This window comes from Citrobacter sp. Igbk 14 (genome assembly GCF_028069825.1).
In the GTDB taxonomy this organism is placed as follows: Bacteria; Pseudomonadota; Gammaproteobacteria; order Enterobacterales; family Enterobacteriaceae; genus Citrobacter.
In genome coordinates, this window is record NZ_JANEWM010000019.1 from 14057 (window position 1) to 38026 (window position 23970).

22 protein-coding genes are annotated in these 23970 nt (G+C 53.8%); 11 read left to right on the top strand and 11 right to left on the bottom strand.

Annotated features, from left to right (window positions below; translation table 11 throughout):
* Positions 1-26 precede the first annotated feature (26 nt).
* Positions 27-1079 carry a 3-deoxy-7-phosphoheptulonate synthase AroG gene (aroG, locus tag NNN64_RS09645; RefSeq protein ID WP_271441229.1) on the top strand — a complete coding sequence of 351 codons (1053 nt, stop codon included), beginning with the start codon at positions 27-29 and terminating at the stop codon, positions 1077-1079.
* Positions 1080-1188: 109 nt separating this feature from the next.
* On the opposite strand, the gene gpmA is transcribed toward aroG, so the two are convergent.
* The 7 genes from gpmA to modE form a co-directional block, all read right to left on the bottom strand.
* Positions 1189-1941 (bottom strand): 2,3-diphosphoglycerate-dependent phosphoglycerate mutase, encoded by a 753-nt coding sequence (gene gpmA / locus NNN64_RS09650; RefSeq protein ID WP_271441230.1) that lies wholly within the window; start codon positions 1939-1941, stop codon positions 1189-1191.
* 220 nt (positions 1942-2161) lie between these two features.
* On the bottom strand, positions 2162-3202 hold the full coding sequence (galM, locus tag NNN64_RS09655) for a galactose-1-epimerase (protein WP_271441231.1): 1041 nt from the start codon (positions 3200-3202) through the stop codon (positions 2162-2164).
* Positions 3196-4344 carry a galactokinase gene (gene galK / locus NNN64_RS09660; RefSeq protein ID WP_271441232.1) on the bottom strand — a complete coding sequence of 383 codons (1149 nt, stop codon included), beginning with the start codon at positions 4342-4344 and terminating at the stop codon, positions 3196-3198. The genes galM and galK overlap by 7 nt, the downstream gene beginning before the upstream one ends.
* Positions 4345-4347: 3 nt before the next feature.
* Entirely contained in the window at positions 4348-5394 is a 1047-nt protein-coding gene (gene galT / locus NNN64_RS09665; protein ID WP_271441233.1) for a galactose-1-phosphate uridylyltransferase, read from the bottom strand.
* Between the two features lie 9 nt (positions 5395-5403).
* Positions 5404-6420 carry a UDP-glucose 4-epimerase GalE gene (gene galE, locus NNN64_RS09670; protein WP_040232497.1) on the bottom strand — a complete coding sequence of 339 codons (1017 nt, stop codon included), beginning with the start codon at positions 6418-6420 and terminating at the stop codon, positions 5404-5406.
* Positions 6421-6639: 219 nt separating this feature from the next.
* Positions 6640-8112: a molybdate ABC transporter ATP-binding protein ModF gene (modF, locus tag NNN64_RS09675; protein WP_271441234.1), complete on the bottom strand. Its 1473-nt coding sequence runs from the start codon at positions 8110-8112 to the stop codon at positions 6640-6642.
* 157 nt (positions 8113-8269) lie between these two features.
* Positions 8270-9058 carry a molybdenum-dependent transcriptional regulator gene (gene modE / locus NNN64_RS09680; RefSeq protein WP_137384363.1) on the bottom strand — a complete coding sequence of 263 codons (789 nt, stop codon included), beginning with the start codon at positions 9056-9058 and terminating at the stop codon, positions 8270-8272.
* A 130-nt stretch (positions 9059-9188) separates the two neighbouring features.
* On the opposite strand from modE, the gene NNN64_RS09685 reads away from it, so the two are divergent.
* The 4 genes from NNN64_RS09685 (at position 9189) to modC (ending at position 12051) form a co-directional block, all read left to right on the top strand.
* The gene (locus tag NNN64_RS09685; RefSeq protein WP_003023026.1) at positions 9189-9338 is read left to right on the top strand and encodes an AcrZ family multidrug efflux pump-associated protein; all 150 of its coding nucleotides are present in this window, start codon (positions 9189-9191) and stop codon (positions 9336-9338) included.
* A gap of 189 nt (positions 9339-9527) precedes the next feature.
* A complete protein-coding gene (modA, locus tag NNN64_RS09690; RefSeq protein ID WP_137384362.1) occupies positions 9528-10301 on the top strand; it encodes a molybdate ABC transporter substrate-binding protein in 774 nt (257 codons plus the stop codon).
* Complete coding sequence (gene modB, locus NNN64_RS09695) at positions 10301-10990, top strand: molybdate ABC transporter permease subunit (RefSeq protein ID WP_005125418.1); 690 nt, start codon at positions 10301-10303, stop codon at positions 10988-10990. Before modA ends, modB begins: the two co-directional genes overlap by 1 nt.
* 2 nt (positions 10991-10992) lie before the next feature.
* A complete protein-coding gene (gene modC, locus NNN64_RS09700; protein WP_271441235.1) occupies positions 10993-12051 on the top strand; it encodes a molybdenum ABC transporter ATP-binding protein ModC in 1059 nt (352 codons plus the stop codon).
* Here the strand turns inward: modC and NNN64_RS09705 are convergent, their stop codons facing one another.
* Entirely contained in the window at positions 12052-12870 is an 819-nt protein-coding gene (locus tag NNN64_RS09705) for a pyridoxal phosphatase (protein ID WP_271441236.1), read from the bottom strand.
* 164 nt (positions 12871-13034) lie between these two features.
* Here NNN64_RS09705 and pgl point away from each other — a divergent pair, with 164 nt between their 5' ends.
* A complete protein-coding gene (pgl, locus tag NNN64_RS09710) occupies positions 13035-14030 on the top strand; it encodes a 6-phosphogluconolactonase (RefSeq protein ID WP_271441237.1) in 996 nt (331 codons plus the stop codon).
* 93 nt (positions 14031-14123) lie between these two features.
* Here the strand turns inward: pgl and NNN64_RS09715 are convergent, their stop codons facing one another.
* Positions 14124-15407: a putative acyl-CoA thioester hydrolase gene (locus tag NNN64_RS09715; protein WP_271441238.1), complete on the bottom strand. Its 1284-nt coding sequence runs from the start codon at positions 15405-15407 to the stop codon at positions 14124-14126.
* Positions 15408-15631: 224 nt separating this feature from the next.
* Here NNN64_RS09715 and hutI point away from each other — a divergent pair, with 224 nt between their 5' ends.
* The 5 genes from hutI to hutH all read left to right on the top strand — a co-directional run bounded on the left by hutI (position 15632) and on the right by hutH (position 22025).
* Entirely contained in the window at positions 15632-16855 is a 1224-nt protein-coding gene (gene hutI / locus NNN64_RS09720; protein WP_271441239.1) for an imidazolonepropionase, read from the top strand.
* Positions 16852-17793 carry a formimidoylglutamase gene (gene hutG / locus NNN64_RS09725; protein ID WP_271441240.1) on the top strand — a complete coding sequence of 314 codons (942 nt, stop codon included), beginning with the start codon at positions 16852-16854 and terminating at the stop codon, positions 17791-17793. The genes hutI and hutG overlap by 4 nt, the downstream gene beginning before the upstream one ends.
* Positions 17794-17880: 87 nt before the next feature.
* Positions 17881-18606: a histidine utilization repressor gene (locus tag NNN64_RS09730; RefSeq protein ID WP_271441241.1), complete on the top strand. Its 726-nt coding sequence runs from the start codon at positions 17881-17883 to the stop codon at positions 18604-18606.
* Between the two features lie 211 nt (positions 18607-18817).
* Complete coding sequence (hutU, locus tag NNN64_RS09735) at positions 18818-20503, top strand: urocanate hydratase (protein WP_271441242.1); 1686 nt, start codon at positions 18818-18820, stop codon at positions 20501-20503.
* A 1-nt stretch (position 20504) separates the two neighbouring features.
* Positions 20505-22025, top strand: coding sequence for a histidine ammonia-lyase (gene hutH, locus NNN64_RS09740; RefSeq protein WP_271441243.1), 1521 nt, complete (start codon positions 20505-20507; stop codon positions 22023-22025).
* Between the two features lie 90 nt (positions 22026-22115).
* On the opposite strand, the gene NNN64_RS09745 is transcribed toward hutH, so the two are convergent.
* Positions 22116-22592, bottom strand: a complete 477-nt coding sequence (locus NNN64_RS09745; RefSeq protein ID WP_271441244.1) for a kinase inhibitor — start codon at positions 22590-22592, stop codon at positions 22116-22118.
* A 57-nt stretch (positions 22593-22649) separates the two neighbouring features.
* Complete coding sequence (gene bioA / locus NNN64_RS09750; RefSeq protein WP_271441245.1) at positions 22650-23939, bottom strand: adenosylmethionine--8-amino-7-oxononanoate transaminase; 1290 nt, start codon at positions 23937-23939, stop codon at positions 22650-22652.
* Positions 23940-23970: the final 31 nt, after the last annotated feature.

Sequence of the window (23970 nt, forward strand, 5' to 3'; positions counted from 1 at the left end):
ATAAGTATGGCTACGCTGGAATAATCATGAATTATCAGAACGACGATTTACGCATTAAAGAGATCAACGAGTTATTACCCCCGGTTGCACTGCTGGAAAAATTCCCCGCTACTGAAAATGCCGCAAATACGGTTGCGCATGCCCGTAAGGCGATTCATAAAATTCTGAAAGGGAATGACGATCGCCTGTTGGTTGTTATTGGACCGTGCTCAATTCATGATCCGGCTGCCGCTAAAGAGTATGCCGCACGTCTTCTGGCGCTGCGCGAAGAGTTGAAAGGCGAGCTTGAAATCGTCATGCGCGTTTACTTTGAAAAACCGCGTACCACCGTCGGCTGGAAAGGGCTTATCAACGATCCACATATGGACAACAGCTTCCAGATCAACGATGGCCTGCGCATCGCACGTAAATTGCTGCTGGATATCAACGACAGCGGATTGCCGGCTGCGGGTGAGTTTCTGGATATGATCACCCCGCAATATCTTGCGGATCTGATGAGCTGGGGCGCAATTGGCGCGCGTACCACTGAGTCTCAGGTGCACCGTGAGCTGGCGTCTGGTCTTTCCTGTCCGGTTGGTTTTAAAAACGGTACCGATGGCACAATCAAAGTTGCCATTGATGCCATTAACGCCGCAGGCGCACCACACTGCTTCCTGTCCGTGACCAAATGGGGTCACTCCGCCATTGTAAATACCAGTGGTAACGGTGATTGTCATATCATTCTGCGTGGTGGCAAAGAGCCAAACTACAGCGCTCAGCACGTCGCAGACGTAAAAGAAGGTCTGGTCAAAGCGGGTCTGTCTGCGCAGGTGATGATCGACTTTAGCCATGCCAACTCCAGCAAGCAGTTCAAAAAGCAGATGGATGTAGCCAGCGATGTTTGTGGACAGGTTGCCGGCGGCGAGAAAGCCATTATTGGTGTGATGATCGAAAGCCATCTGGTCGAAGGTAATCAGAACCCGGATAGCGGTGAACCGCTGACCTACGGCAAGAGCATCACTGATGCCTGCATTGGTTGGGAAGATACCGATGCTGTGCTGCGCCAGCTGGCGGATGCGGTTAAAGCGCGTCGCGGGTAAAAAACTTATCCGGGCTACGCTCGGTAGGCCGGATAAGGCAACGCAGCCATCCGGCAATAAAAAAAGCGTGGAGCATTCCACGCTTTTTTCGTTTGAACCGGGATGAAAATTACTTCGCTTTACCCTGGTTGGCTACCGCTGCGGCTTTTGCTGCGATCTCGTCAGCGTTACCCAGATAGTAATGTTTGATCGGCTTGAAGTTTTCGTCGAACTCATACACCAGCGGTACACCCGTCGGGATGTTCAGTTCAAGAATTTCATCTTCACCCATATTATCCAGGTATTTCACCAGCGCACGCAGGGAGTTACCGTGAGCGGCAATAATGACGCGCTCACCGCTTTTCATGCGCGGCAGAATGGTTTCATTCCAGTAAGGGATAACGCGATCGATAGTCAGTGCCAGGCTTTCGGTGACCGGAAGTTCTTTGTCCGTCAGTTTGGCATAACGCGGATCTTGACCCGGATAGCGCTCGTCATCTTTAGTCAGTTCCGGCGGGGTTACCGCAAAACCACGACGCCATTGCTTAACCTGCTCGTCACCGTATTTCTCAGCGGTTTCGGCTTTGTTCAGCCCCTGTAGCGCGCCGTAATGACGTTCGTTCAGTTTCCAGGATTTCTCAACGGGCAGCCAGGCCTGATCCAGTTCGTCCAGGACATTCCACAGGGTGTGGATGGCACGTTTCAGCACAGAGGTATAAGCAAAATCGAAGCTGTAGCCTTCCTCTTTCAGCAGTTTACCTGCCGCCTTTGCTTCGCCCACGCCTTTCTCAGACAGGTCAACATCATACCAACCGGTAAAACGGTTTTCGTTGTTCCACTGACTTTCACCGTGACGTACCAGAACCAGCTTAGTTACAGCCATACACTCACTCCTATGAATCATATTGAATGATAATAATTATCATTATATTGCCGTAATGCACCAGCGGCAATGCTTACGCATAACCATAGCGAAAATAGCGGCGCAGTGTAAGGTTCTTGCGAACTCAAGGTTGCGATTTTGTCTTTGAGTGGTGTGGTTTTGAGCGGATCCCGAGAGGGGATAAATGACGAGCCGGGTATCAGCTCGTCACGGTAAACTGTCAGGCAGGAATAAACCGGTATTCGGTCAGGCTAGTGTACTCTTCACCCGGTCGCAGAAAGCAATCTGGTTGCGGCCATTCTGGATGATTTGGGCTGTCAGGCAGAAATTCACTTTCCAGCGCCAGTCCTTGCCAGTCGGCATAGACTTCAGGTCCACGGGAGGGCGTGCCGCCGAGGAAGTTACCGGAATAGAACTGCAATGCCGGGGCAGAGGTGTATACCTCCATTTGCAGTTTTTCATCCTGGGACCAAACTATAGCGACCGGTTTGCGGGCATCGCCTTGCGCCTGCAACAAGAAAGCGTGGTCGTAACCTTTCACCTTGCGCTGATCGTCATCGGCCAGAAATTCGCTGTCGATGCGTTTAGGTGCCCGGAAATCGAACGAGGTGCCAGCCACGGGTTTCAGTCCGTCATGCGGGATACCCATTTCATCAACCGGCAGGTACGTATCGGCCAGAATCTGCAACGTATGCTGACGGATATCCGTTTTGTCGCCGTCAAGATTGAAATAAACGTGATTCGTCAAATTTACCGGGCAGGGCTTATCCACCGTCGCACGGTAGGTAATCGAAATACGGTTATCATCGGTCAGGCGATATTGCGCGGTGGCGCAGAGGTGACCCGGAAAACCCTGGTCGCCATCGTCAGAGGTTAAGGCAAACAGCACCTGACGATCATTTTGATCCACTATCTGCCAGCGGCGTTTATCGAAACCGTCCGGCCCACCATGCAACTGGTTGTCACCCTGGCTTGGCAGTAACGCAACGGTTTCACCGGCATAGGTATAACGGCTGTCTGCGATACGGTTAGCATAGCGGCCGATGGATGCGCCTAAAAATGCGGCCTGTTGTGGGTATTGCTCCGGGCTGGCGCAGCCGAGTAATGCTTCTCGCACGCTACCATCGCTAAGCGGGATACGGGCAGAAAGCAGCGTCGCGCCCCAATCCATCAGCGTGACTACCATCCCCGCGTCATTACGCAGGGTGAGCAGGCGAAACGGTTGGCCGTCGGGCGCCATTACGGGAATTTCGTTTAGCACTGTCCGGCTCCTTGTGAAGGTTTGCAGACGTAAAAGGTTTCCTTGATACCGGTTTTCGCTTCGTACTGTTCAGCGACAGCCTGCTGTACGGCAGGAACCAAATCTTGTGGGATCAACGCCACGATGCAGCCGCCGAAGCCGCCACCGGTCATACGTACACCGCCTTTATCGCCGATAGTTGCTTTAACAATCTCGACCAGCGTATCAATTTGTGGCACGGTGATTTCGAAGTCATCGCGCATTGAAACGTGAGATTCAGCCATCAGCTGGCCCATACGTTGCAGATCGCCTTTCTCCAGAGCCGCTGCGGCTTCAACCGTGCGGGCGTTTTCTGTGATCACATGGCGAACACGTTTGGCAACGATGGGATCCAGTTCATGTGCGACCGCGTTAAAGGCCTCAAGGCTGACATCACGCAGCGCGGGTTGTTGGAAGAAGCGCGCACCGGTTTCACACTGTTCGCGACGGGTGTTGTACTCACTGCCAACCAATGTACGTTTAAAGTTGCTGTTGATGATCACTACCGCCACACCTTCCGGCATGGAAACAGCTTTGGTGCCCAGCGTACGGCAGTCGATCAGTAGCGCATGGTCTTTCTTGCCCAGTGCAGAGATGAGTTGGTCCATAATGCCGCAGTTGCAGCCGACAAACTGGTTTTCCGCTTCCTGGCCATTCAGGGCAATCTGTGCGCCGTCGAGTGGCATGTGATAAAGCTGTTGGAACACAGTACCTACGGCCACTTCCAGCGAGGCAGAAGAGCTTAAGCCCGCACCTTGCGGCACATTGCCGCTGATCACCAGATCCGCGCCGCCAAAGGCGTTATTGCGCTTTTGTAGATGCTTCACGACGCCGCGCACGTAGTTTGACCACTGCTGGGTTTCGTGGGCGATAATCGGCGCATCAAGAGAGAATTCATCTATCTGATTGTCGTAATCCGCCGCAATCACACGAACGGTGCGATCATCGCGGGGGGCACAACTGATAACCGTTTGATAGTCGATGGCGCACGGCAGGACGAAGCCGTCATTATAATCAGTGTGTTCGCCGATCAGGTTTACACGACCGGGTGCCTGAATAGTATGGGTGGCAGGGTAGCCAAACGATTCAGCAAACAGAGATTGTGTTTTTTCTTTCAGACTCATTATTTAAACTCCGGATTCGCGAAAATGGGTGTCGCTGACCGCACGCAAACGGTCTGCCGCTTGTTCTGCTGTCAGATCGCGTTGGGTCTCCGCCAGCATTTCGTAACCAACCATAAACTTACGTACGGTCGCGGAACGCAGCAGAGGTGGATAAAAGTGTGCGTGCAACTGCCAGTGGTCATTCTCTTCGCCGTTAAACGGTGCGCCGTGCCAGCCCATAGAGTAGGGGAAAGAGCACTGGAACAGGTTGTCATAACGACTGGTCAGTTTTTTCAACGCCAGCGCCAGGTCAGTTCGCTGTTCGTCGGTCAAATCGGTAATTCGCAGGACATGTGCTTTCGGCAGCAGCAGTGTTTCGAATGGCCATGCCGCCCAATAGGGCACTACTGCCAGCCAGTGTTCGGTTTCTACTACCGTACGGCTGCCGTCTGCCTGTTCACGCCGGACATAATCCAGCAGCATTGGCGTGCCCTGCTCGGCAAAGTACGCTTTTTGCAGACGGTCTTCACGTTCGACTTCGTTGGGCAGGAAACTGTTGGCCCAAATCTGTCCGTGCGGGTGCGGGTTTGAACATCCCATCGCCGCACCTTTGTTTTCAAATACCTGCACCCAGGGATAGGTTTTCCCTAAATCTGTGGTTTGTTCCTGCCACGTTTTCACGATTTCGGTCAGCGCGGGTACGCTGAGCTCTGGCAGTGTTTTGCTGTGATCGGGCGAGAAGCAGATCACGCGGCTGGTACCGCGTGCGCTCTGGCAACGCATTAATGGATCATGGCTGTCGGGAGCATCCGGGGTATCAGACATCAGCGCGGCAAAATCGTTGGTAAAAACGTAGGTTCCCGTGTAATCGGGGTTTTTATCGCCGGTAACGCGTGTATTGCCTGCACACAGGAAGCAGTCCGGATCATGCGCGGGCAGAACCTGTTTAGATGGCGTTTCCTGCGCCCCTTGCCAGGGACGTTTTGCACGATGCGGCGAAACGAGGATCCACTGCCCGGTGAGCGGGTTAAATCGGCGGTGTGGATGATCGACAGGGTTGAATTGCGTCATGACGTGTCCTTAATCCGAATATCCCTGTGGATGGCGTGATTGCCAGTGCCAGGTATCTTGTGCCATTTCATCCAGTGTACGCGTCACGCGCCAGTTAAGTTCGCGGTCTGCTTTGCTGGCATCAGCCCAGTAGGCAGGCAGATCGCCGTCGCGGCGCGGAGCAAAATGATAGTTCACTGGTTTACCGCAGGCTTTGCTGAAGGCGTTTACCACATCCAGTACGCTGCTACCAACGCCAGCGCCAAGGTTGTAAATATGTACCCCTTGCTTGCCTGCCAGTTTTTCCATGGCGACAACGTGACCGTCGGCAAGATCCATCACGTGGATGTAATCGCGAACGCCGGTACCGTCTTCGGTAGGGTAGTCATTACCAAAAATGGCCAGAGACTCACGGCGGCCCACGGCAACCTGCGCGATGTAAGGCATCAGATTGTTAGGGATGCCTTGCGGGTCTTCGCCCATGTCCCCTGATGGATGTGCGCCAACCGGATTGAAATAGCGTAGCAACGCAATGCTCCACTCAGGTTGTGCTTTTTGCAGATCGGTCAGGATCTGCTCGACCATCAGCTTACTTTTTCCGTATGGACTTTGTGGTGTGCCGGTCGGGAAGCTTTCAACGTAAGGAATTTGCGGCTGATCGCCATAGACTGTGGCGGAGGAGCTGAATATGAAGTTTTTCACGTTGGCGGCGCGCATCGCATTGACCAGACGCAGAGTGCCGTTGACGTTGTTGTCATAGTACTCCAGCGGCTTAGCAACGGATTCGCCGACGGCCTTCAGACCAGCAAAGTGGATGACCGTATCGATGGCATGATCGTGCAGGATTTCGGTGATCAGCGCTTCGTTACGGATATCACCTTCGACGAAGGTCGGATGTTTTCCACCTAAACGCTCAATAACGGGCAGTACGCTGCGCTTACTGTTGCAGAGGTTATCAAGGATCACGACGTCGTGGCCATTCTTAAGCAACTGCACACAAGTGTGGCTCCCAATGTAACCGCTACCACCTGTAACCAATACTCTCATAATTCGCTCCGTTATGCCTATATCATGTAATGAAGATAGCATAACAAAGTTGTGAAAAGTGTGACATGGAATAAATTAGTGGAATCGTTTACACAAGCAAATTCTTAACACCTGAGCTGTGTTTTTTGATTTTAAATCATTATGTTATTTAATGATTGCAGATTTTATCTGAAAAATCAGGCCTAAAAAAGGGCGCATTAACGCGCCCAGGTATGAAAACTAACGCAGGGATGATTGCCGATAGGTGTAGATATCGTTTTCTGGTACGAACTCCAGTCGGTGGGTAATGCAGGCGGGTGCATCTTCAGCATGGTGAGAAACAAACAGCAATTGGGTTTCGCCTTCACCGATCAGAACATCAACGAAGCGGCGGATCAACTGGCGGTTTAGCGGGTCCAGACCTTGCAAGGGTTCATCAAGGATCAATAGCGTAGGGTGTTTCACTAACGCGCGGACGATCAGCGCCAGGCGCTGCTGCCCCCAGGAAAGGCTGTGGAAAGGGGCGTCAGCAGTGCGCTTATCCATTCCCAGAATATCCAGCCACTGTTGCACCAGCTTGTGTTGTCTGTCTGATACGGCCTGATAAATACCGATTGAATCGAAGTAGCCTGAGAGAATGACGTTACGCACCGTGGTGCTCACCCGGTAATCCAGATGCAGGCTGCTGCTGACGTAGCCAATGTGCTTTTTAATATCCCAGATAGTTTCGCCGCTACCCCGACGACGGCCAAACAGCGTCAAATCATTGCTATAGCCCTGCGGATGATCGCCGGTAATTAAACTGAGTAGCGTTGATTTTCCCGCCCCGTTGGGACCGACAATCTGCCAGTGTTCCCCTGGGTTTACCCGCCAGCTCAGATGATGAAGAATAGGGCGATCGTTATAGGAAACGACCCCGTCGTTGAGCATAATCCGCGGTTCGTTCTCAGACAATATGCGGCGTACGGAAGGTTCATCCGGTTCGGGGAGGGTAATACCATCAAGCCGTTCACTATGCGCAAGTTGGGCGATTAACGCTTGTTGCAGAAGACCCGTTTTTTCACCGGTTTCTGTCAATGTGCAATCGGCGAGTACGCCAGCATATTGCACAAAATCGGGGATCTCATCAAAGCGGTTTAGCACCAGCACTAACGTAAAACCGGCCAGATGTAACGCTGCGAGCAGCTCTGCCAACTGGTGACGTGAAGCCACATCCAGCCCGTCAAAGGGTTCATCAAGGATCAGTAAATCGGGTTCAGACATCAGTGCCTGACAGAGCAGAGTTTTCCGCGTTTCGCCAGTGGAAAGATATTTGAAACGTCTGCTGAGCAGTGAGGTAATACCAAACTGCTGCGCCAGGGCGGCACAGCGAGCAGGGTCGCTGACCTCATCCTGAATAATTTCCGCGGTGGTGCGCCCGGTATCGTCTTCACCTGGGCTCAGAAGATCGGTGTTGTTACGCTGCCATTCGTCGCTGACCAGCTTTTGTAGCTGCTCAAAGGAGAGACGGGTTATACGCGTGAACTGGCTGTGGCGTTCGCCTTTTAGTAACGGCAATTCTCCGGCGAGCGCACGCGCCAGTGCGGATTTTCCGCTGCCGTTAGACCCCACAAACGCCCAGCTATCACCCGCGTTTAACGTCAACGAATTCAGCTGAAGCGTTTTGGTATCACTCAGACGAAACGTGCCTTGCGAAATTTGCAACGATGACATTTTGCATCCCATTTTTTGCAGCGATGAATGACAGGGATACTTTGTCCGGGCGGGAATGTCAATGCAGTTTGTTGCCGGATGGCAGCGCGGGTACCTTATCCGGCCTGAACGTGGGCCTGATAAGCGCAGCGCCATCAGGCGAAGCGGGCTTAAAGATTTAGCACAGTGTGGCGATAATCACTCTATCCGCGTTGAAATAGGCAGTGACATTCGCGCCTTCTTGCAGTGATAGCGCATCGTCAGTCGGCACGGTGGCGCACAGTGTTTGTCCATCCGGCAAGGTCATTAACACTTCACACTGCTCGCTCCCGCGTTCAATATGGCTGATGGTGCCTTGCAATTGGTTATCGGCGGCCTGAGCAATAGCATCATCCTGGGTGATCCCCACCCACGGTGCTTTCAACAGGATCAAGACTTCTTTGCCTTCATCAAGCCCCAGACGTTCACCGCTTTGCGCGGTAATCGCGACTTTCAGCCGGGTTTCGCCATCGGCCAGCAGGACGTCAACATGCTGTTGCACCTGGTCGTGGTCGCGTGCGGTGATGGTGCCAAACCATTGGTTACGCGCACTGGTTTGCAGTGAGAAGCGGGAGATGGCCGCCAGCAAGCTATTCAGTGGAACCGCATCGTCATCGCTCAGGACATCGAAGGCTTTTTGCTGAATTTGCGCCAGCAGATCGTATAACTGAATCAGGCGCTGGCCGTAGCGGGTTAACACTGCACCGCCGCCGCCTTTGCCACCGGTGGCGCGCTCTACCAGTGTCTGCTCACTCAGCTGGTTCATTTCGTTAATCGCGTCCCAGGCGCTTTTATAACTGATACCTGCATCCTTCGCGCCCTGACTGATGGAGCCGGAAAGCGCAATGTGCTTAAGCAGAGAAATGCGGCGGGGATCGGCAAACAGTTTTTGCTGAAGTTTCAGTGTAAGTAGGATTTCGGCCTGCATAACAAGCTCCTGGCAAAAAAGGGTATTGTGACGGAAAACCGCGCCCGAGCAAAGCCGACCGCACAAAAGGGGAGTGCTTTTCTGTGTTATGTGGTTAGAATACAACTAAGGACTATATCTGGAGTTGACCATGTTAGAGTTATTGAAAAGTCTGGTATTCGCCGTAATCATGGTACCTGTGGTAATGGCCATCATTCTGGGACTGATTTACGGACTGGGTGAAGTGTTCAACATTTTTTCCGGTATCGGTCAGAAAGACCAATCCAGACAGAACCATTGATTCCCCGAACGCCCGCTTAGCCGGGCGTTTTTTATTGCTCATTATCAAACTGCGTTAGTTCCTCAAGATCCTGCTTTCCCTGCCGATATTTTCTTTGTGTAACCTCTAATTGGTAGTAATAACCACTGGGAAAATCCTGATTTAATCGTTATATTTGCGCCTACATAACGAAACTCAAAGGAGTTACAGATGGCACGTACATGGTTACGCTTGTTTGCAGGGGCAACACTTTCTCTTTCTGTTGCCGGACATGCACTGGCGGATGAAGGTAAAATCACAGTGTTTGCAGCGGCGTCGTTAACGAACGCGATGCAGGACATTGCCGCAGAATATAAAAAAGAGAAGAATGTTGATGTTGTCTCCTCTTTTGCCTCTTCTTCTACGCTGGCACGCCAGATTGAAGCAGGCGCACCCGCCGATCTGTTTATTTCAGCCGATCAGAAATGGATGGATTACGCGGTAGATAAAAAGTCTATCGATACCGCAACGCGCAAAACGCTGCTCGGTAACAGTCTGGTCGTTGTCGCGCCGAAAGCCAGTGCACAGAAAGACTTCACCATCGACAGCAAAACCAACTGGACCAGCCTGTTGAACGGCGGGCGTCTGGCCGTAGGCGACCCGGAACATGTTCCGGCAGGTATTTACGCGAAAGAAGCGCTGCAAAAATTGGGTGCATGGGATACCCTGGCACCGAAATTGGCACCGGCTGAAGATGTTCGTGGCGCATTGGCGCTGGTTGAACGCAACGAAGCCCCTCTGGGCATTGTCTACGGTTCTGATGCCGTAGCCAGCAAAGGCGTAAAAGTTGTGGCGACCTTCCCGGAAGACTCACATAAAAAAGTGGAATACCCTATCGCGGTTGTTGATGGGCACGCCAACGCAACGGTCAGCGCGTTCTATGATTACCTGAAGGGACCGCAGGCTTCTGAAATCTTCAAACGTTATGGATTTACGACCAAGTAATGATACTGACTGATCCAGAATGGCAGGCTGTCTTACTGAGCCTGAAAGTTTCTTCCCTGGCCGTGTTGTTTAGCCTGCCGTTTGGGATCTTCTTTGCCTGGTTACTGGTACGCTGTAAGTTCCCGGGCAAAGCGTTGCTCGACAGCGTATTGCACTTGCCGCTGGTGCTGCCTCCGGTCGTGGTGGGGTACCTGCTGCTGGTGGCTATGGGGCGGCGCGGATTTATTGGCGAGTGGTTATATGACTGGTTCGGTATCACGTTTGCGTTTAGCTGGCGTGGTGCGGTTCTGGCCGCAGCGGTAATGTCTTTTCCTCTTATGGTGCGGGCAATACGTCTGGCGCTTGAAGGCGTAGACGTCAAGCTGGAGCAAGCGGCCCGAACGCTGGGAGCCGGGCGCTGGCGCGTATTCATGACCATTACCTTACCGTTGATGCTGCCTGGCATAATTGTCGGTACGGTGCTGGCGTTCGCGCGTTCACTCGGTGAATTCGGCGCAACCATTACTTTTGTTTCAAATATCCCTGGCGAAACGCGCACCATTCCTTCGGCAATGTACACCCTCATCCAGACGCCGGGCGGCGAAAGTGCGGCGGCAAGGTTATGCATTATTTCTATTGTGCTGGCGCTGATTTCGCTGCTCATTTCTGAGTGGCTGGCGCGAATTAGCCGTGAGCGGACGGGGCGATAATTATGCTGGAACTTAATTTCTCCCAGACGCTGGGAACCCACTGTCTGACGCTCAACGAAACGCTGCCAGCCAGCGGTATCACCGCTATTTTTGGTGTCTCTGGTGCGGGCAAAACATCGCTGATTAATGCTATCAGTGGCCTGACCCAACCACAGTCCGGGCGCATTGTGCTCAACGGTCGGGTACTGAATGACGTTGAAAACGGTATCTGCCTGACGCCTGAAAAACGCCGGGTGGGCTATGTTTTTCAGGATGCGCGTCTGTTCCCGCATTACAAAGTGCGCGGTAATCTGCGTTATGGTATGGCGAAAAGCATGGCCGGACAGTTTGATAAGCTGGTGGCATTGCTGGGCATAGAGCCTTTGCTCGACCGTCTACCTAGCGGCCTGTCTGGTGGCGAAAAGCAGCGTGTTGCTATTGGTCGCGCGTTACTGACCGCACCCGAATTGTTGCTGCTCGATGAGCCGTTAGCCTCGCTGGACATTCCACGTAAACGTGAGTTGTTGCCTTATCTGCAGCGGCTGGCGCGCGAAATTAATATTCCCATGTTGTATGTCAGCCACTCGCTCGATGAAATTTTGCACCTGGCGGACAAAGTGATGGTGCTGGAAAACGGGCAGGTGAAAGCGTTTGGTTCGCTGGAAGATGTCTGGGGAAGCAGTGTGATGCATCCCTGGCTACCGAAAGAGCAGCAGAGCAGCATACTGAAAGTTAACGTACTGGAACATCACCCGCATTATGCGATGACAGCGCTGGCGCTGGGCGATCAGCATCTGTGGGTCAATAAGCTGGATAAACCGCTGCAAACCGCATTGCGTATCAGGATTCAGGCATCTGATGTTTCGCTGGTATTACAACCGCCGCAGCAGACCAGTATTCGTAACGTACTACGGGCAAAGGTGGCGTCATGCTATGACGACAACGGACAGGTAGAAGTACAGCTTGAAGTGGGCGGGAAAACGCTGTGGGCGAGAATCAGCCCATGGGCCAGGGATGAACTTGGCATCAAGCCTGGCCTGTGGTTGTACGCCCAAATTAAGAGCGTATCGATTACCGCCTGATTACAGCAACTGAGAATAGATAAATTTGGCGATGCTGTCGGTGGTATTGTCGCCAATGACAATATTGGCGCGGGCTTTGACCGCGTCATCGGCATTTCCCATCGCCACGCCGGTGCCCGCGGCTTCCAGCATACTGATATCATTAAAGTTATCGCCAAAGGCGATCACGTTTTCCATTGATCCACCTTGCGCTTCAATCCACTGGGCAAGGCGTCGTCCTTTGCTGTTGCCTTTACGGGCCACGTCAACCTGATCGTGCCAGGACCACTCACACTCCAGCCCTAACTGCTGTTCAACATGTTTACCAAATTGCTGCAGCTTTGGAATATCTTCGTCAGTCAGGGCAAATTTCCACACGGCATTCACGTCATGCGCGGCCTGTGCCAGAGACGGTACCTGAGTGAAGGTAGGACGCTGTTCCGGCGGCAGAGTTTGCGCCCAGTTTGCGGTACGCTCGACATGCCCGGTCGGGCGTTCATACAGCATGGCCTCGTCAACATACATCAGCCCGTGGATTTGATGTTCATTCAGCATATCGATCAACTGCAACGCCTGGTTAACCGGAAGGGGATCGGATTCCAGTACCTTTTTCGCCTGATAATCATACAAATAGGTGCCGTTGCAGCAAATTGCAGGTGTATCCAGCGCCAGTGCCTGATAAAAAGGATGAATAGCAACGTGATGGCGACCCGTGACAATGATAAGTTGGTAGCCTGCTTCTCTGGCGCGAGAGAGCGCCTCGAGAGAGGATGGCAGCAAGGTTTTTTTCGGGGTCAGCAACGTACCGTCTAAATCCAGGGCAATCACGCGTGCGGTCATAGGTTTTTCCAGATGAAGGTTGAGAATTTTGTCTGTCAGAATGGTACACCGAGTCGGGGGCCGGACAAAATTCTGAGCCTTAATTAAGCATTCACCGATAAAAGCGTCTACCTTAGGCGTGTGTCAGGCCATTGCAGCCACCTGCCAAAAGCAAAGGAGTTTTCATGAAGCAAACCGTTTATACCGCCAGCCCTGAGAGTCAGCAAATTCACGTCTGGGGCCTGAATCACGATGGTTCACTGACGCTGACGCAGGTGGTTGATGTACCGGGTCAGGTACAGCCGATGGTTGTCAGCCCGGATAAACGCTACCTCTATGTCGGTGTGCGTCCGGAGTTTCGGGTGCTGGCATACCGTATCGCACCTGATGACGGTGCACTGACATTCGCTGCGGAATCTGCACTGCCAGGGAGCCCGACGCATATTTCGACCGATCATCAAGGGCGTTTCGTATTTGTCGGCTCTTATAACGCGGGTAGTGTGAGCGTCACGCGTCTGGAGGATGGCCTGCCGGTGGAATTGGTTGACGTGGTTGAAGGTCTGGATGGCTGTCACTCGGCCAATATCTCACCAGATAACCGTACGTTGTGGGTTCCTGCGTTGAAACAGGATCGTATCTGCCTGTTCACCGTCAGTGATGATGGCCATTTGGTTGCACAGGAACCCGCGGAAGTGACTACCGTTGAAGGTGCAGGTCCGCGTCATATGGTGTTCCATCCGAATCAGCAATATACCTACTGCGTGAATGAGTTGAACAGTTCAGTCGATGTTTGGGAACTGAAAGATCCGTACGGCAAAATTGAGTGTGTACAGACGCTGGATATGATGCCTGCTGATTTCTCTGATACCCGCTGGGCGGCAGATATCCATATTACGCCAGATGGTCGTCATCTGTATGCCTGTGACCGTACCGCCAGCCTGATTACGGTATTCAACGTATCAGAAGATGGAAGTGTGCTGACGAAAGAAGGCTTCCAGCCTACTGAAACACAGCCGCGCGGTTTTAATATCGACCACAGCGGGAAATACCTGATTGCCGCAGGGCAGAAGTCCCACCATATTGCGGTGTATGAAATTGCGGGTGAACAGGGATTGCTGGCAGAGAAAGGACGCTATGCGGTAGGCCAGGGCCCAATGTGGGTGGTGGTTAACGCGTACTAATTCGTTATTCGTTTTGTAGGCCGGACAGGGCATGTAAACCACTGTCCGGCACACTGCCCGGTCGGCGCATCCGCTTACCGGGCCTAATGACGTTTACTGCTTAGGTACTGCAACCACTTTGCTGCCAATACCGCGGTTGTTGTACTCCCACATGCGGTTGAAGTTGGTGTCGTTCAGGTTGCGCTGAATTTCACCTTTGTCATCTTCCGCACCGGTGTTCCCGGCAAACGGTCGTTTTGAGATAACGCTGTCAGCCCAGGGTTTTGCCATGTTAAAGCCTTCGTTGATCACGCTGTCGCGAATAACCACCTGACCGTTAGTGTTGGAATCGACATCCAGCGAGCGGCCCAACTGCGCGACGCCATCGCCTGCTGCGGTAAAGCGGCTATTGGTGGCGAGGAAACCGTAGTAAATATTCGACAGGGTTGCTGGCGCAAATACGTAGGCTTCCTGCTGGGTGCGGGAGTTTACTACGCGGAAATCGGTGTTATCGAACACTACAGCACCGCGACCAGAAACCATATCCACATCGCCTTCAATGTAGCTGTTCGTCACCAGCGTACGCGGCTGACGATCGTTTTCCAGACGGTTTTGCACGCCGCTATTGGTTACGAAGAAGGTGTTCTGACGTCCCAGAATATTGACCTTGTCGATCTGCACTTTATCGCCATCGGTACGCAGTGCGACGGCCGGGTGGTTACCCGCATCAACGCTGTCACCGAGGTTATTTTCGATGGTCAGGTTCTGCAACTGCAGACCATTGTTTTGCGACCAGACAACCGCAGAACACATCACGCCGATGTTTGTGCCACGCTTATTCTGGCAATTATCATACATATACCACGCAGGTTTACCCGGCATATATTTTCCGCCAGGGTTCACCGTACGACGCCAGTCTGCGGTACTCATTTCGCCATCAATCGCCTGGCCAATTTTCACATCAAGCGGTTTTTCGCCCATACCGTAGAGCGTCAGGCTTCCTGTCGCGGCCGGAATATAGACCGTGCCCTGATACTCGCCAGGCATGATGGCGATGTACTGACGTTTATTGGTGCGTTTGATGATTGCCGCATCAACTGCCGCCTGAATACTGGTATGGGTAACGCCTTGAGTTCCTGCGGGGCCAACGACAAAGTCAGGCTGGGCGGGCAGGGAAATAGAGGAAGGACTCCATGGCGCAGTGTTTGGCGTCAGAGCTGAAAAATAATGTGCAGCGACAAAATTTTTCGCTTCATTTGCCGACAGAATCGGGCGCATAGACGTTCCAGGCGCGGTCTGATCGGAAGGACGTTGATCGGGCGGTGTAGAGCTACAGGCTGTCAGCGTCACGCCAAAAGCCATTGCCAGCGCCAGACGGGAAACTGATGAAATGTTCACAGGTTGCTCCGGGCTTTGAAAGTTATCCATTGAAGCCTGCTTTTTTATACTAAGTTGAGCGAAACGGGAAGGTGAAAAGGTAAAAAGTTGTTTTTTATAGCAGCAATGTCGGGTGTAGAGAGTCCTTATATCACAATTAGATAACAATTTTGGTCCTTCAGGTTGACAACATCCACAGGATGCAAAATAAATGTCTATACAACCTATGACAAGTGGTGAGTCGAATGCAGCAATTTTTCCCTGATGATGCTATCTGGCGTAATGTCCGCCTGGCGACCATGGATCCTGAACGTGATACTCCGTATGGGCTGGTGGATGGCCATGCGCTAATCGTCCGTCAGGGTAAGATTCGGGACATTGTGCCTGAGTCGTCGTTATACCTTACACACGATAATACCCTTGATATGCAAGGACGATTGATTACGCCGGGTCTGATTGATTGCCATACGCACCTGGTGTTTGGTGGTAATCGTGCCGGTGAATGGGAACAGCGGCTAAACGGTGTTTCATACCAACAGATCAGTGCTCAGGGGGGAGGGATCAATGCCACCGTTACGGCGACGCGCAGCGCCTCCGATGAGCAGCTCTTACAGCTGGCGCAGGGGCGAATGGAACGGTTGATCAAAGAAGGCGTTACGTTGCTGGAAATCAAATCGGGCTACGGCCTGGATTTGACGACAGAAGAGAAAATTTTACGCGTCGTGGCTGCGCTGGCAGCAGAAAACACCGTCGAAATAAGCCCAACGCTGTTAGCTGCACATGCCACACCGGCGCAGTATCGCGATGATCCCGATAGCTACATTACGCTGGTTTGCGAAACGATTTTGCCGCAGTTGTGGGAACAGGGATTGTTTGAAACCGTTGATCTGTTCTGTGAAACCGTGGGCTTTACGCTGGCGCAGAGCGAACGCGTATTTCAGGCCGCGCAGGCGTTGGGCATCCCGGTTAAAGGTCATGTCGAACAACTGTCATTACTGGGCGGGGCGCAACTGGTTAGCCGCTACCACGGATTATCAGCCGATCACATTGAATATCTGGACGAAGCGGGCGTAGCGGCGATGAGCCAAAACGGTACGGTTGGGGTGCTATTGCCCGGCGCTTTTTATTTCCTCAAAGAGAAGCAGCGTCCGCCAGTTGAGTTATTACGTCAGTATCAGGTTCCGATGGCGGTGGCGACCGACTACAACCCAGGCACCAGCCCGTTTATTAGCCTGCACTGGGCAATGAATATGGCCTGTGTACAGTTTGGCTTAACGCCGGAAGAGGCATGGGCAGGGGTAACGCGTCATGCTGCCCGCGCGCTGGGTCGTCACGCCACTCATGGACAACTGAAAGCCGGGTTTGTGGCCGACTTTGTTGTGTGGGACGCACAATTACCGGTCGAAATTCTCTATGAACCCGGTCGCAACCCACTCTATCAACGCGTTTTCAGAGGGCAACCATCATGACCAACTGGCAACCCGCTTCTCCTGCTCTCTGGCAGGGGCGTGATGACCGCGCTGAGTCGCCGACTGCGCTGCGTCTGTTTCAGACCATTTCGCTTAGCCCGGCATTTACACCGGAAATGTACCGTGAGCAGATTGCGTTGCTCGGATTTGCCTGTGATGAAGGTGTAAAGCGCAATCAGGGGCGTATGGGGGCGGCTGGTGCGCCCGATGTGCTGCGTAAAGCGCTGGCCAATTTAGCCAGTCACGCGGGCCATCAACGGCTGGTGGATTTGGGAAACATTGTGGCCCAGGCGCCCGACCTTGAAGGTGCTCAGCAGGCGCTGCGCACAGCGGTGCAGCGTTGCCTGCAGGCGGATATGCGTACCTTCGTGTTGGGCGGGGGACACGAAACGGCATTTGCTCATGGTGCAGGGGTGTTGGATGCATTCCCGCAGGCAAAAGTGGGGATTGTTAACCTCGATGCGCACATGGATCTACGCTACGCCGAACAACCCACATCCGGTACGCCGTTTCGTCAACTGGCACATCTCTGTGAGCAACAGCAGCGTGAATTTCATTACGCCTGCGTGGGCGTCAGTCGGGCTGCGAATACCCAGGCTTTGTGGGATGAGGCGCAACGGCTGGGGGTCATCGTGGTGGAAGATCTGCACTGTCATACGGCTCAGACTCAGCTGGCGCAATTTGTTGCAAACATGGACGTCATCTATCTGACTATCGATCTTGACGTATTACCGGTATGGGAAATGCCGGCCGTATCCGCGCCTGCCGCGTTGGGTGTCCCGCTGGCGACGTTGTTGGGGCTCATTGAACCCCTTTGTCGCAGCGGTAAACTCCAGGCGGTGGATATGGTTGAGTTTAACCCGCGTTTTGATGACGATGGCAGGGCGGCACGCGTTGCGGCGCGTTTAGGCTGGCAAATTGCACACTGGTGGCACTGACAGGCCTGAGGGAATTGCGCTTATCAGGTCCGGGTTATACCTGTAAACTGCACTTATTAAAATTCTCAGCTTAAGGAAGGCTCACGAATGCACCGAACCCGCCCCCAAACTGCTCCGGCTCCTTTTTACGAAAAGGTCAAAATGGAGATCAGTGAGAAGATTTCCAGCGGTATCTGGCAACCTCACGATCGTATCCCATCGGAGGCGGAACTGGTGGCGCAGTATGGTTTTAGCCGTATGACGATCAACCGGGCACTACGTGAGCTAACGGATGAAGGATTGCTGGTGCGTTTGCAAGGGGTGGGAACATTTGTCGCCGAACCGAAAGGTCAATCCGCGCTGTTCGAAATCCGCAGCATCGCGGATGAAATTAATGCGCGCCAGCATCAGCATCGATGTGAGGTCCTGACGCTGGAAAGAACCCGGGCAAATGCGCAGCAAGCCACGGCGTTAAACGTCAAAGAAGGCACCCCCATTTTTCACTCCATCATGGTGCACTATGAGAACGAGCTGCCGGTGCAGATTGAAGATCGCTGCGTGAATGCGGAGATTGTGCCGGAGTATCTGTTGCAGGATTACAGCCAGACCACACCGCATGCTTACCTGTCACTCATCGCCCCTTTGACGGAAGGGGAACATATTGTCGAAGCGGTACGCGCCAGCGCGGAAGAGTGTGCGCTGTTGCATATCAAGGAGCACGATCCCTGCCTGTTGATCCGCCGGAAGACCTGGTCGGCGTCTTCTATTGTCTCTCATGCCCGCTTACTTTTCCCTGGTTCCCGCTATCGTCTGCAAGGGCGATTTATGTCCTGAAAATCGTGATTGCTGCCGCAGTATGGCAAAAATGTAGCTCAGTTGTTAATTGCGATCTTGCGCCTGATTGTATAGACAAGTATATACTTTTAGCTAATGTGATCGTTAATCGTAGGCCTGATAAGACGCGTTAGCGTCGCCATCAGGCGCTGTGCCGGATGGCGGCATACACGCCTGATCCGGCCTACATTCAGCCTGAGGAGTTTTTGTCATGTCTCACAGCAAGTATCGTCAGCAGGATGTGCGTGCCCCACGCGGCACTACCTTAACGGCCAAAAGCTGGCTGACCGAAGCGCCGCTGCGCATGTTAATGAACAATCTGGACCCTGACGTGGCGGAAAATCCGCATGAGTTGGTGGTGTACGGCGGGATTGGCCGCGCCGCGCGTGACTGGGAGTGCTATGACGCCATCGTCAAGGCACTGACCGAACTGGAATCTGATGAAACTCTGCTGGTTCAGTCCGGGAAACCGGTCGGCGTGTTCAAAACCCACGACAACGCACCGCGTGTGCTGATTGCCAACTCCAACCTGGTGCCGCACTGGGCGACCTGGGAACACTTTAACGAATTGGACGCCAAAGGGCTGGCGATGTATGGCCAGATGACTGCCGGGAGCTGGATCTACATCGGCAGTCAGGGCATCGTGCAGGGGACGTACGAAACCTTCGTTGAAGCTGGACGTCAGCATTATCAGGGCAGCCTGAGCGGACGCTGGGTTCTGACTGCCGGGCTGGGCGGCATGGGCGGGGCGCAACCGCTCGCTGCTACGCTTGCGGGCGCATGCTCGCTGAATATTGAATGCCAGCAAAGCCGCATTGATTTCCGCCTGCGTACCCGTTACGTGGACGAGCAGGCGACATCGCTGGACGATGCGCTGGCGCGTATCGACAAATACACCCGCGAAGGTAAAGCGGTGTCCATTGCATTGTGCGCGAACGCTGCTGACATTGTACCGGAACTGGTTAAGCGCGGCGTACGTCCGGATATGGTCACTGACCAGACCAGCGCCCACGATCCGCTGCACGGTTATCTGCCGTCCGGCTGGAGTTGGGAAGAGTATCAGGCGAAAGCGGTATCCGATCCGCAGGGCACGGTACAGGCGGCGAAACGTTCAATGGCAACGCATGTCGAAGCGATGCTGGCGTTTAGCAAAATGGGTGTACCGACGTTTGATTACGGCAATAACATTCGCCAGATGGCCAAAGAGATGGGGGTGGAAAACGCCTTTGATTTCCCAGGGTTTGTGCCTGCTTATATTCGTCCGTTGTTCTGCCGCGGCATTGGTCCGTTCCGCTGGGTAGCGCTTTCCGGCGATCCGCAGGATATTTATAAAACCGATGCCAAAGTGAAAGAGATCGTGGCTGATGATAAGCATCTGCATCACTGGCTGGACATGGCACGTGAGCGGATCAACTTCCAGGGCTTACCGGCACGTATCTGTTGGGTTGGTCTGGAATGGCGACAAAAGCTGGGTCTGGCATTTAATGAGATGGTACGCAGCGGTGAAGTGTCTGCACCTATCGTCATCGGCCGTGACCATCTGGATTCAGGCTCTGTTGCCAGCCCGAACCGCGAAACCGAAGCGATGCGCGACGGTTCTGACGCGGTATCCGACTGGCCGTTGCTGAATGCGCTGCTTAATACCGCCAGTGGTGCGACCTGGGTATCACTGCACCACGGTGGTGGCGTTGGAATGGGGTTCTCCCAACATGCCGGCATGGTGATTGTTTGTGATGGCTCTGATGAAGCTGCTGCACGTATTGCCCGGGTATTACATAACGATCCGGCGACAGGTGTCATGCGCCATGCCGATGCCGGGTATGACATTGCAGTGGAATGTGCCGTCGAAGAAGGGCTGAATTTGCCGATGATTGCCGCCACGCAGGGGAAACGCTGATATGAACACAATTACCTTAACGCCTGGCCACCTTAGCTTTGCGCAGTTGCGCGATATCTGGCAACAGCCGGTTCAACTGAGCCTCGATGCCAGTGCGATTGACGCAATTAATGCCAGCGTCGCCTGCGTCAATAGCATTGTCGCGGAAGGCCGCACGGCGTATGGCATTAATACCGGGTTTGGGCTGCTGGCTCAGACACGTATCGCGACTGACGATCTGCAAAATTTACAGCGCTCGCTGGTATTGTCTCATGCAGCAGGTGTAGGCGAAGCGTTAGATGATGCGATGGTGCGCCTGATTATGGTGCTGAAAATTAACAGCCTGGCGCGTGGTTTTTCCGGTATTCGCCTGAACGTCATTGAAGCGCTGATTGCGCTGGTCAACGCCGGGGTGTACCCGCTCATTCCGGCGAAAGGATCGGTGGGGGCATCGGGCGACCTGGCCCCGCTGGCGCATATGTCCCTGACACTGTTGGGAGAAGGCAAGGCGCGCTGGCAGGGAGAATGGCTCCCGGCGGCAGACGCGCTGAAGAAGGCCGGGCTGGAGCCGATTACTCTGGAAGCGAAGGAAGGGTTGGCGCTGCTGAATGGCACCCAGGCTTCCACCGCCTTTGCATTACGTGGGTTGATTGAGGCGCAGGAGCTGTTTGCTTCCGCGACGGTGTGCGGGGCACTGACCACCGAAGCGGTATTAGGCTCGCGTCGTCCGTTTGATGCCCGTATTCATGCGGCACGAGGACAGCGTGGACAAATTGATGCCGCGACGCTGTATCGCCATGTGCTGACCGATTCCAGCGCACTTTCACAGTCGCATCACAACTGTGAAAAAGTGCAGGACCCCTATTCTCTGCGCTGCCAGCCTCAGGTCATGGGAGCCTGTCTGACACAAATGCGCCAGGTCATGGAGGTGTTGCTGGTGGAGGCCAACGCCGTTTCGGACAACCCGCTGGTGTTTGCCGAAGAAGGTGATGTTATTTCTGGTGGTAACTTCCATGCTGAACCGGTGGCAATGGCAGCGGATAATCTGGCGCTGGCGATTGCCGAAATCGGGGCGTTATCCGAGCGACGTATTGCGTTGATGATGGATAAACATATGTCGCAACTGCCGCCTTTCCTGGTGAAAAATGGCGGGGTTAACTCCGGCTTTATGATTGCTCAGGTGACTGCAGCTGCGCTGGCGAGCGAGAATAAAGCCCTCGCGCACCCACACAGCGTGGATAGTTTACCCACGTCAGCAAATCAGGAAGATCATGTCTCAATGGCACCTGCAGCAGGTCGTAGACTGTGGGAGATGGCGGCGAATACGCGTGGCGTGATTGCTGTGGAGTGGCTGGCGGCTTGTCAGGGGATTGATCTACGTGAAGGATTAACCTCAAGTCCGCTACTGGAGCAGGCGCGCCAGACGCTGCGTGAGCAGGTTGTGCACTATACGCAGGACCGTTTTTTCGCCCCGGATATTGAATGTGCGACCGAACTGTTAGCGCAGGGTGCGTTGTTAAAATTGTTACCTGAGTTTTTGTAATACCCTGCCGGATGCGTTGACGCTTATCCGGCCTGGGAAACCAGGAAACCCGTAGGCCGGATGAGGCGAAGCCGACATCCGGCGCTGCGTTTAGCTAAACATCGCCGTAATCGATGCGCTGGCGAGCGAATGAAAATGGACGTTAAATCCGACCATCGCGCCGCTGGCGTTCTCATCGACATCAATCCGTTCCACATCCAGCGCGTGAACCGTAAATATATAGCGATGGGTTTCGCCTTTCGGTGGTGCCGCACCGCCATAGCCCGCTTTGCCGAAATCTGTTCGGGTTTGAATGACCCCATCCGGCAGGGCAACCCGTCCGGAGCCATACCCTTGCGGTAGTGCGCGGGTATCCGCCGGCAGATTGACCACCACCCAATGCCACCAGCCGGAGCCGGTAGGCGCATCAGGATCATAGCAGGTCACGACAAAGCTTTTAGCTCCGGCGGGCACATCATCCCATGCCAGATGTGGCGAAAGATTATCCCCGTCGTACCCCATGCCGTTAAAGACATGGCGATGCGGTAGCTTTTCCCCATCGCGCAGATCGTTGCTGATTAATTTCATGCTGACTCCTCTCGTTAGCCAAAAAGTGTAGCCAGAAACTGTAGAGCTTACCGCTGATTAATCGCTAAAAAATGTTGCCTGGCGCACAGCCTCATTGACGGCCTGCGTCAGGCGGCGCAACTGCTCGGGCTGAATAATGTACGGCGGCATCAGATAGATCAGCTTGCCAAACGGTCGTACCCACACGCCCTGTTCGACAAAGAACTTCTGTAATGCGGCCATATTCACCGGACGCGTAGTTTCAATGACGCCAATAGCGCCAAGCACGCGCACGTCGGCGACATAGTCGGAATCCGCTGCGGGGGGGAGTTCTTCACGCAACTGCGTTTCAATGGCCGCGACCTGTGAGCGCCACTCGCCGGTGTTGAGCAGCGACAGGCTGGCCGAGGCGACGGCGCAGGCCAGCGGATTACCCATAAAGGTCGGGCCGTGCATAAAGCAGCCAGCATCACCGTTGCTGATGGTTTCTGCGACCAGGCGGGTGGTCAGGGTCGCGGAAAGGGTCATCGTGCCGCCGGTTAACGCTTTGCCGAGGCACAAAATATCCGGCGTAATACCAGCATGTTCACAGGCAAACAGTTTACCTGTACGACCAAATCCGGTGGCAATTTCATCGGCAATCAACAGGATACCTTCACGGTCACACATCTTGCGAATACGCTTCAGCCATTCGGGATGATACATGCGCATACCGCCAGCGCCCTGTACGATTGGCTCAAGGATCACCGCTGCTATCTCGTGGCGATGCGCGGCCATCAGGCGGGCGAACGGTACCATATCCAGTTCGTCCCACTCGCCGCCCATGCGGCTTTGCGGGGCGGGCGCAAACAGGTTTTCTGGCAGATAACCCTTCCACAGGCTGTGCATTGAGTTGTCGGGATCGCAGACCGACATGGCGCCGAAGGTGTCACCGTGATAGCCGTTACGAAACGTCAGGAAACGCTGACGCGCTTCGCCTTTTGCCTGCCAGTATTGCAGCGCCATTTTCATTGCCACTTCGACGGCAACCGAACCTGAATCCGCGAGAAAAACGCACTCCAGCGCCTTGGGTGTCATGTCCACCAACTGGCGACACAATGTAATGGCTGGGGCATGGGTAATACCGCCAAACATCACATGCGACATGGCATCAATCTGCGTTTTCATCGCGGCGTTCAACTGCGGGTGATTGTAGCCATGGATCGCCGCCCACCAGGATGACATGCCGTCAATCAGTCTCTCACCGCTGGCTAAAATCAGTTCGCAACCTTCGGCGCGAGCCACCGGGTAAACCGGCAAAGGAGAGGTCATCGAGGTGTATGGATGCCAGATATGGCGTTGGTCAAAAGCAAGATCGTCCGTTGTCATAATCGACTTGTAAACCAAATTAAAAAGATTT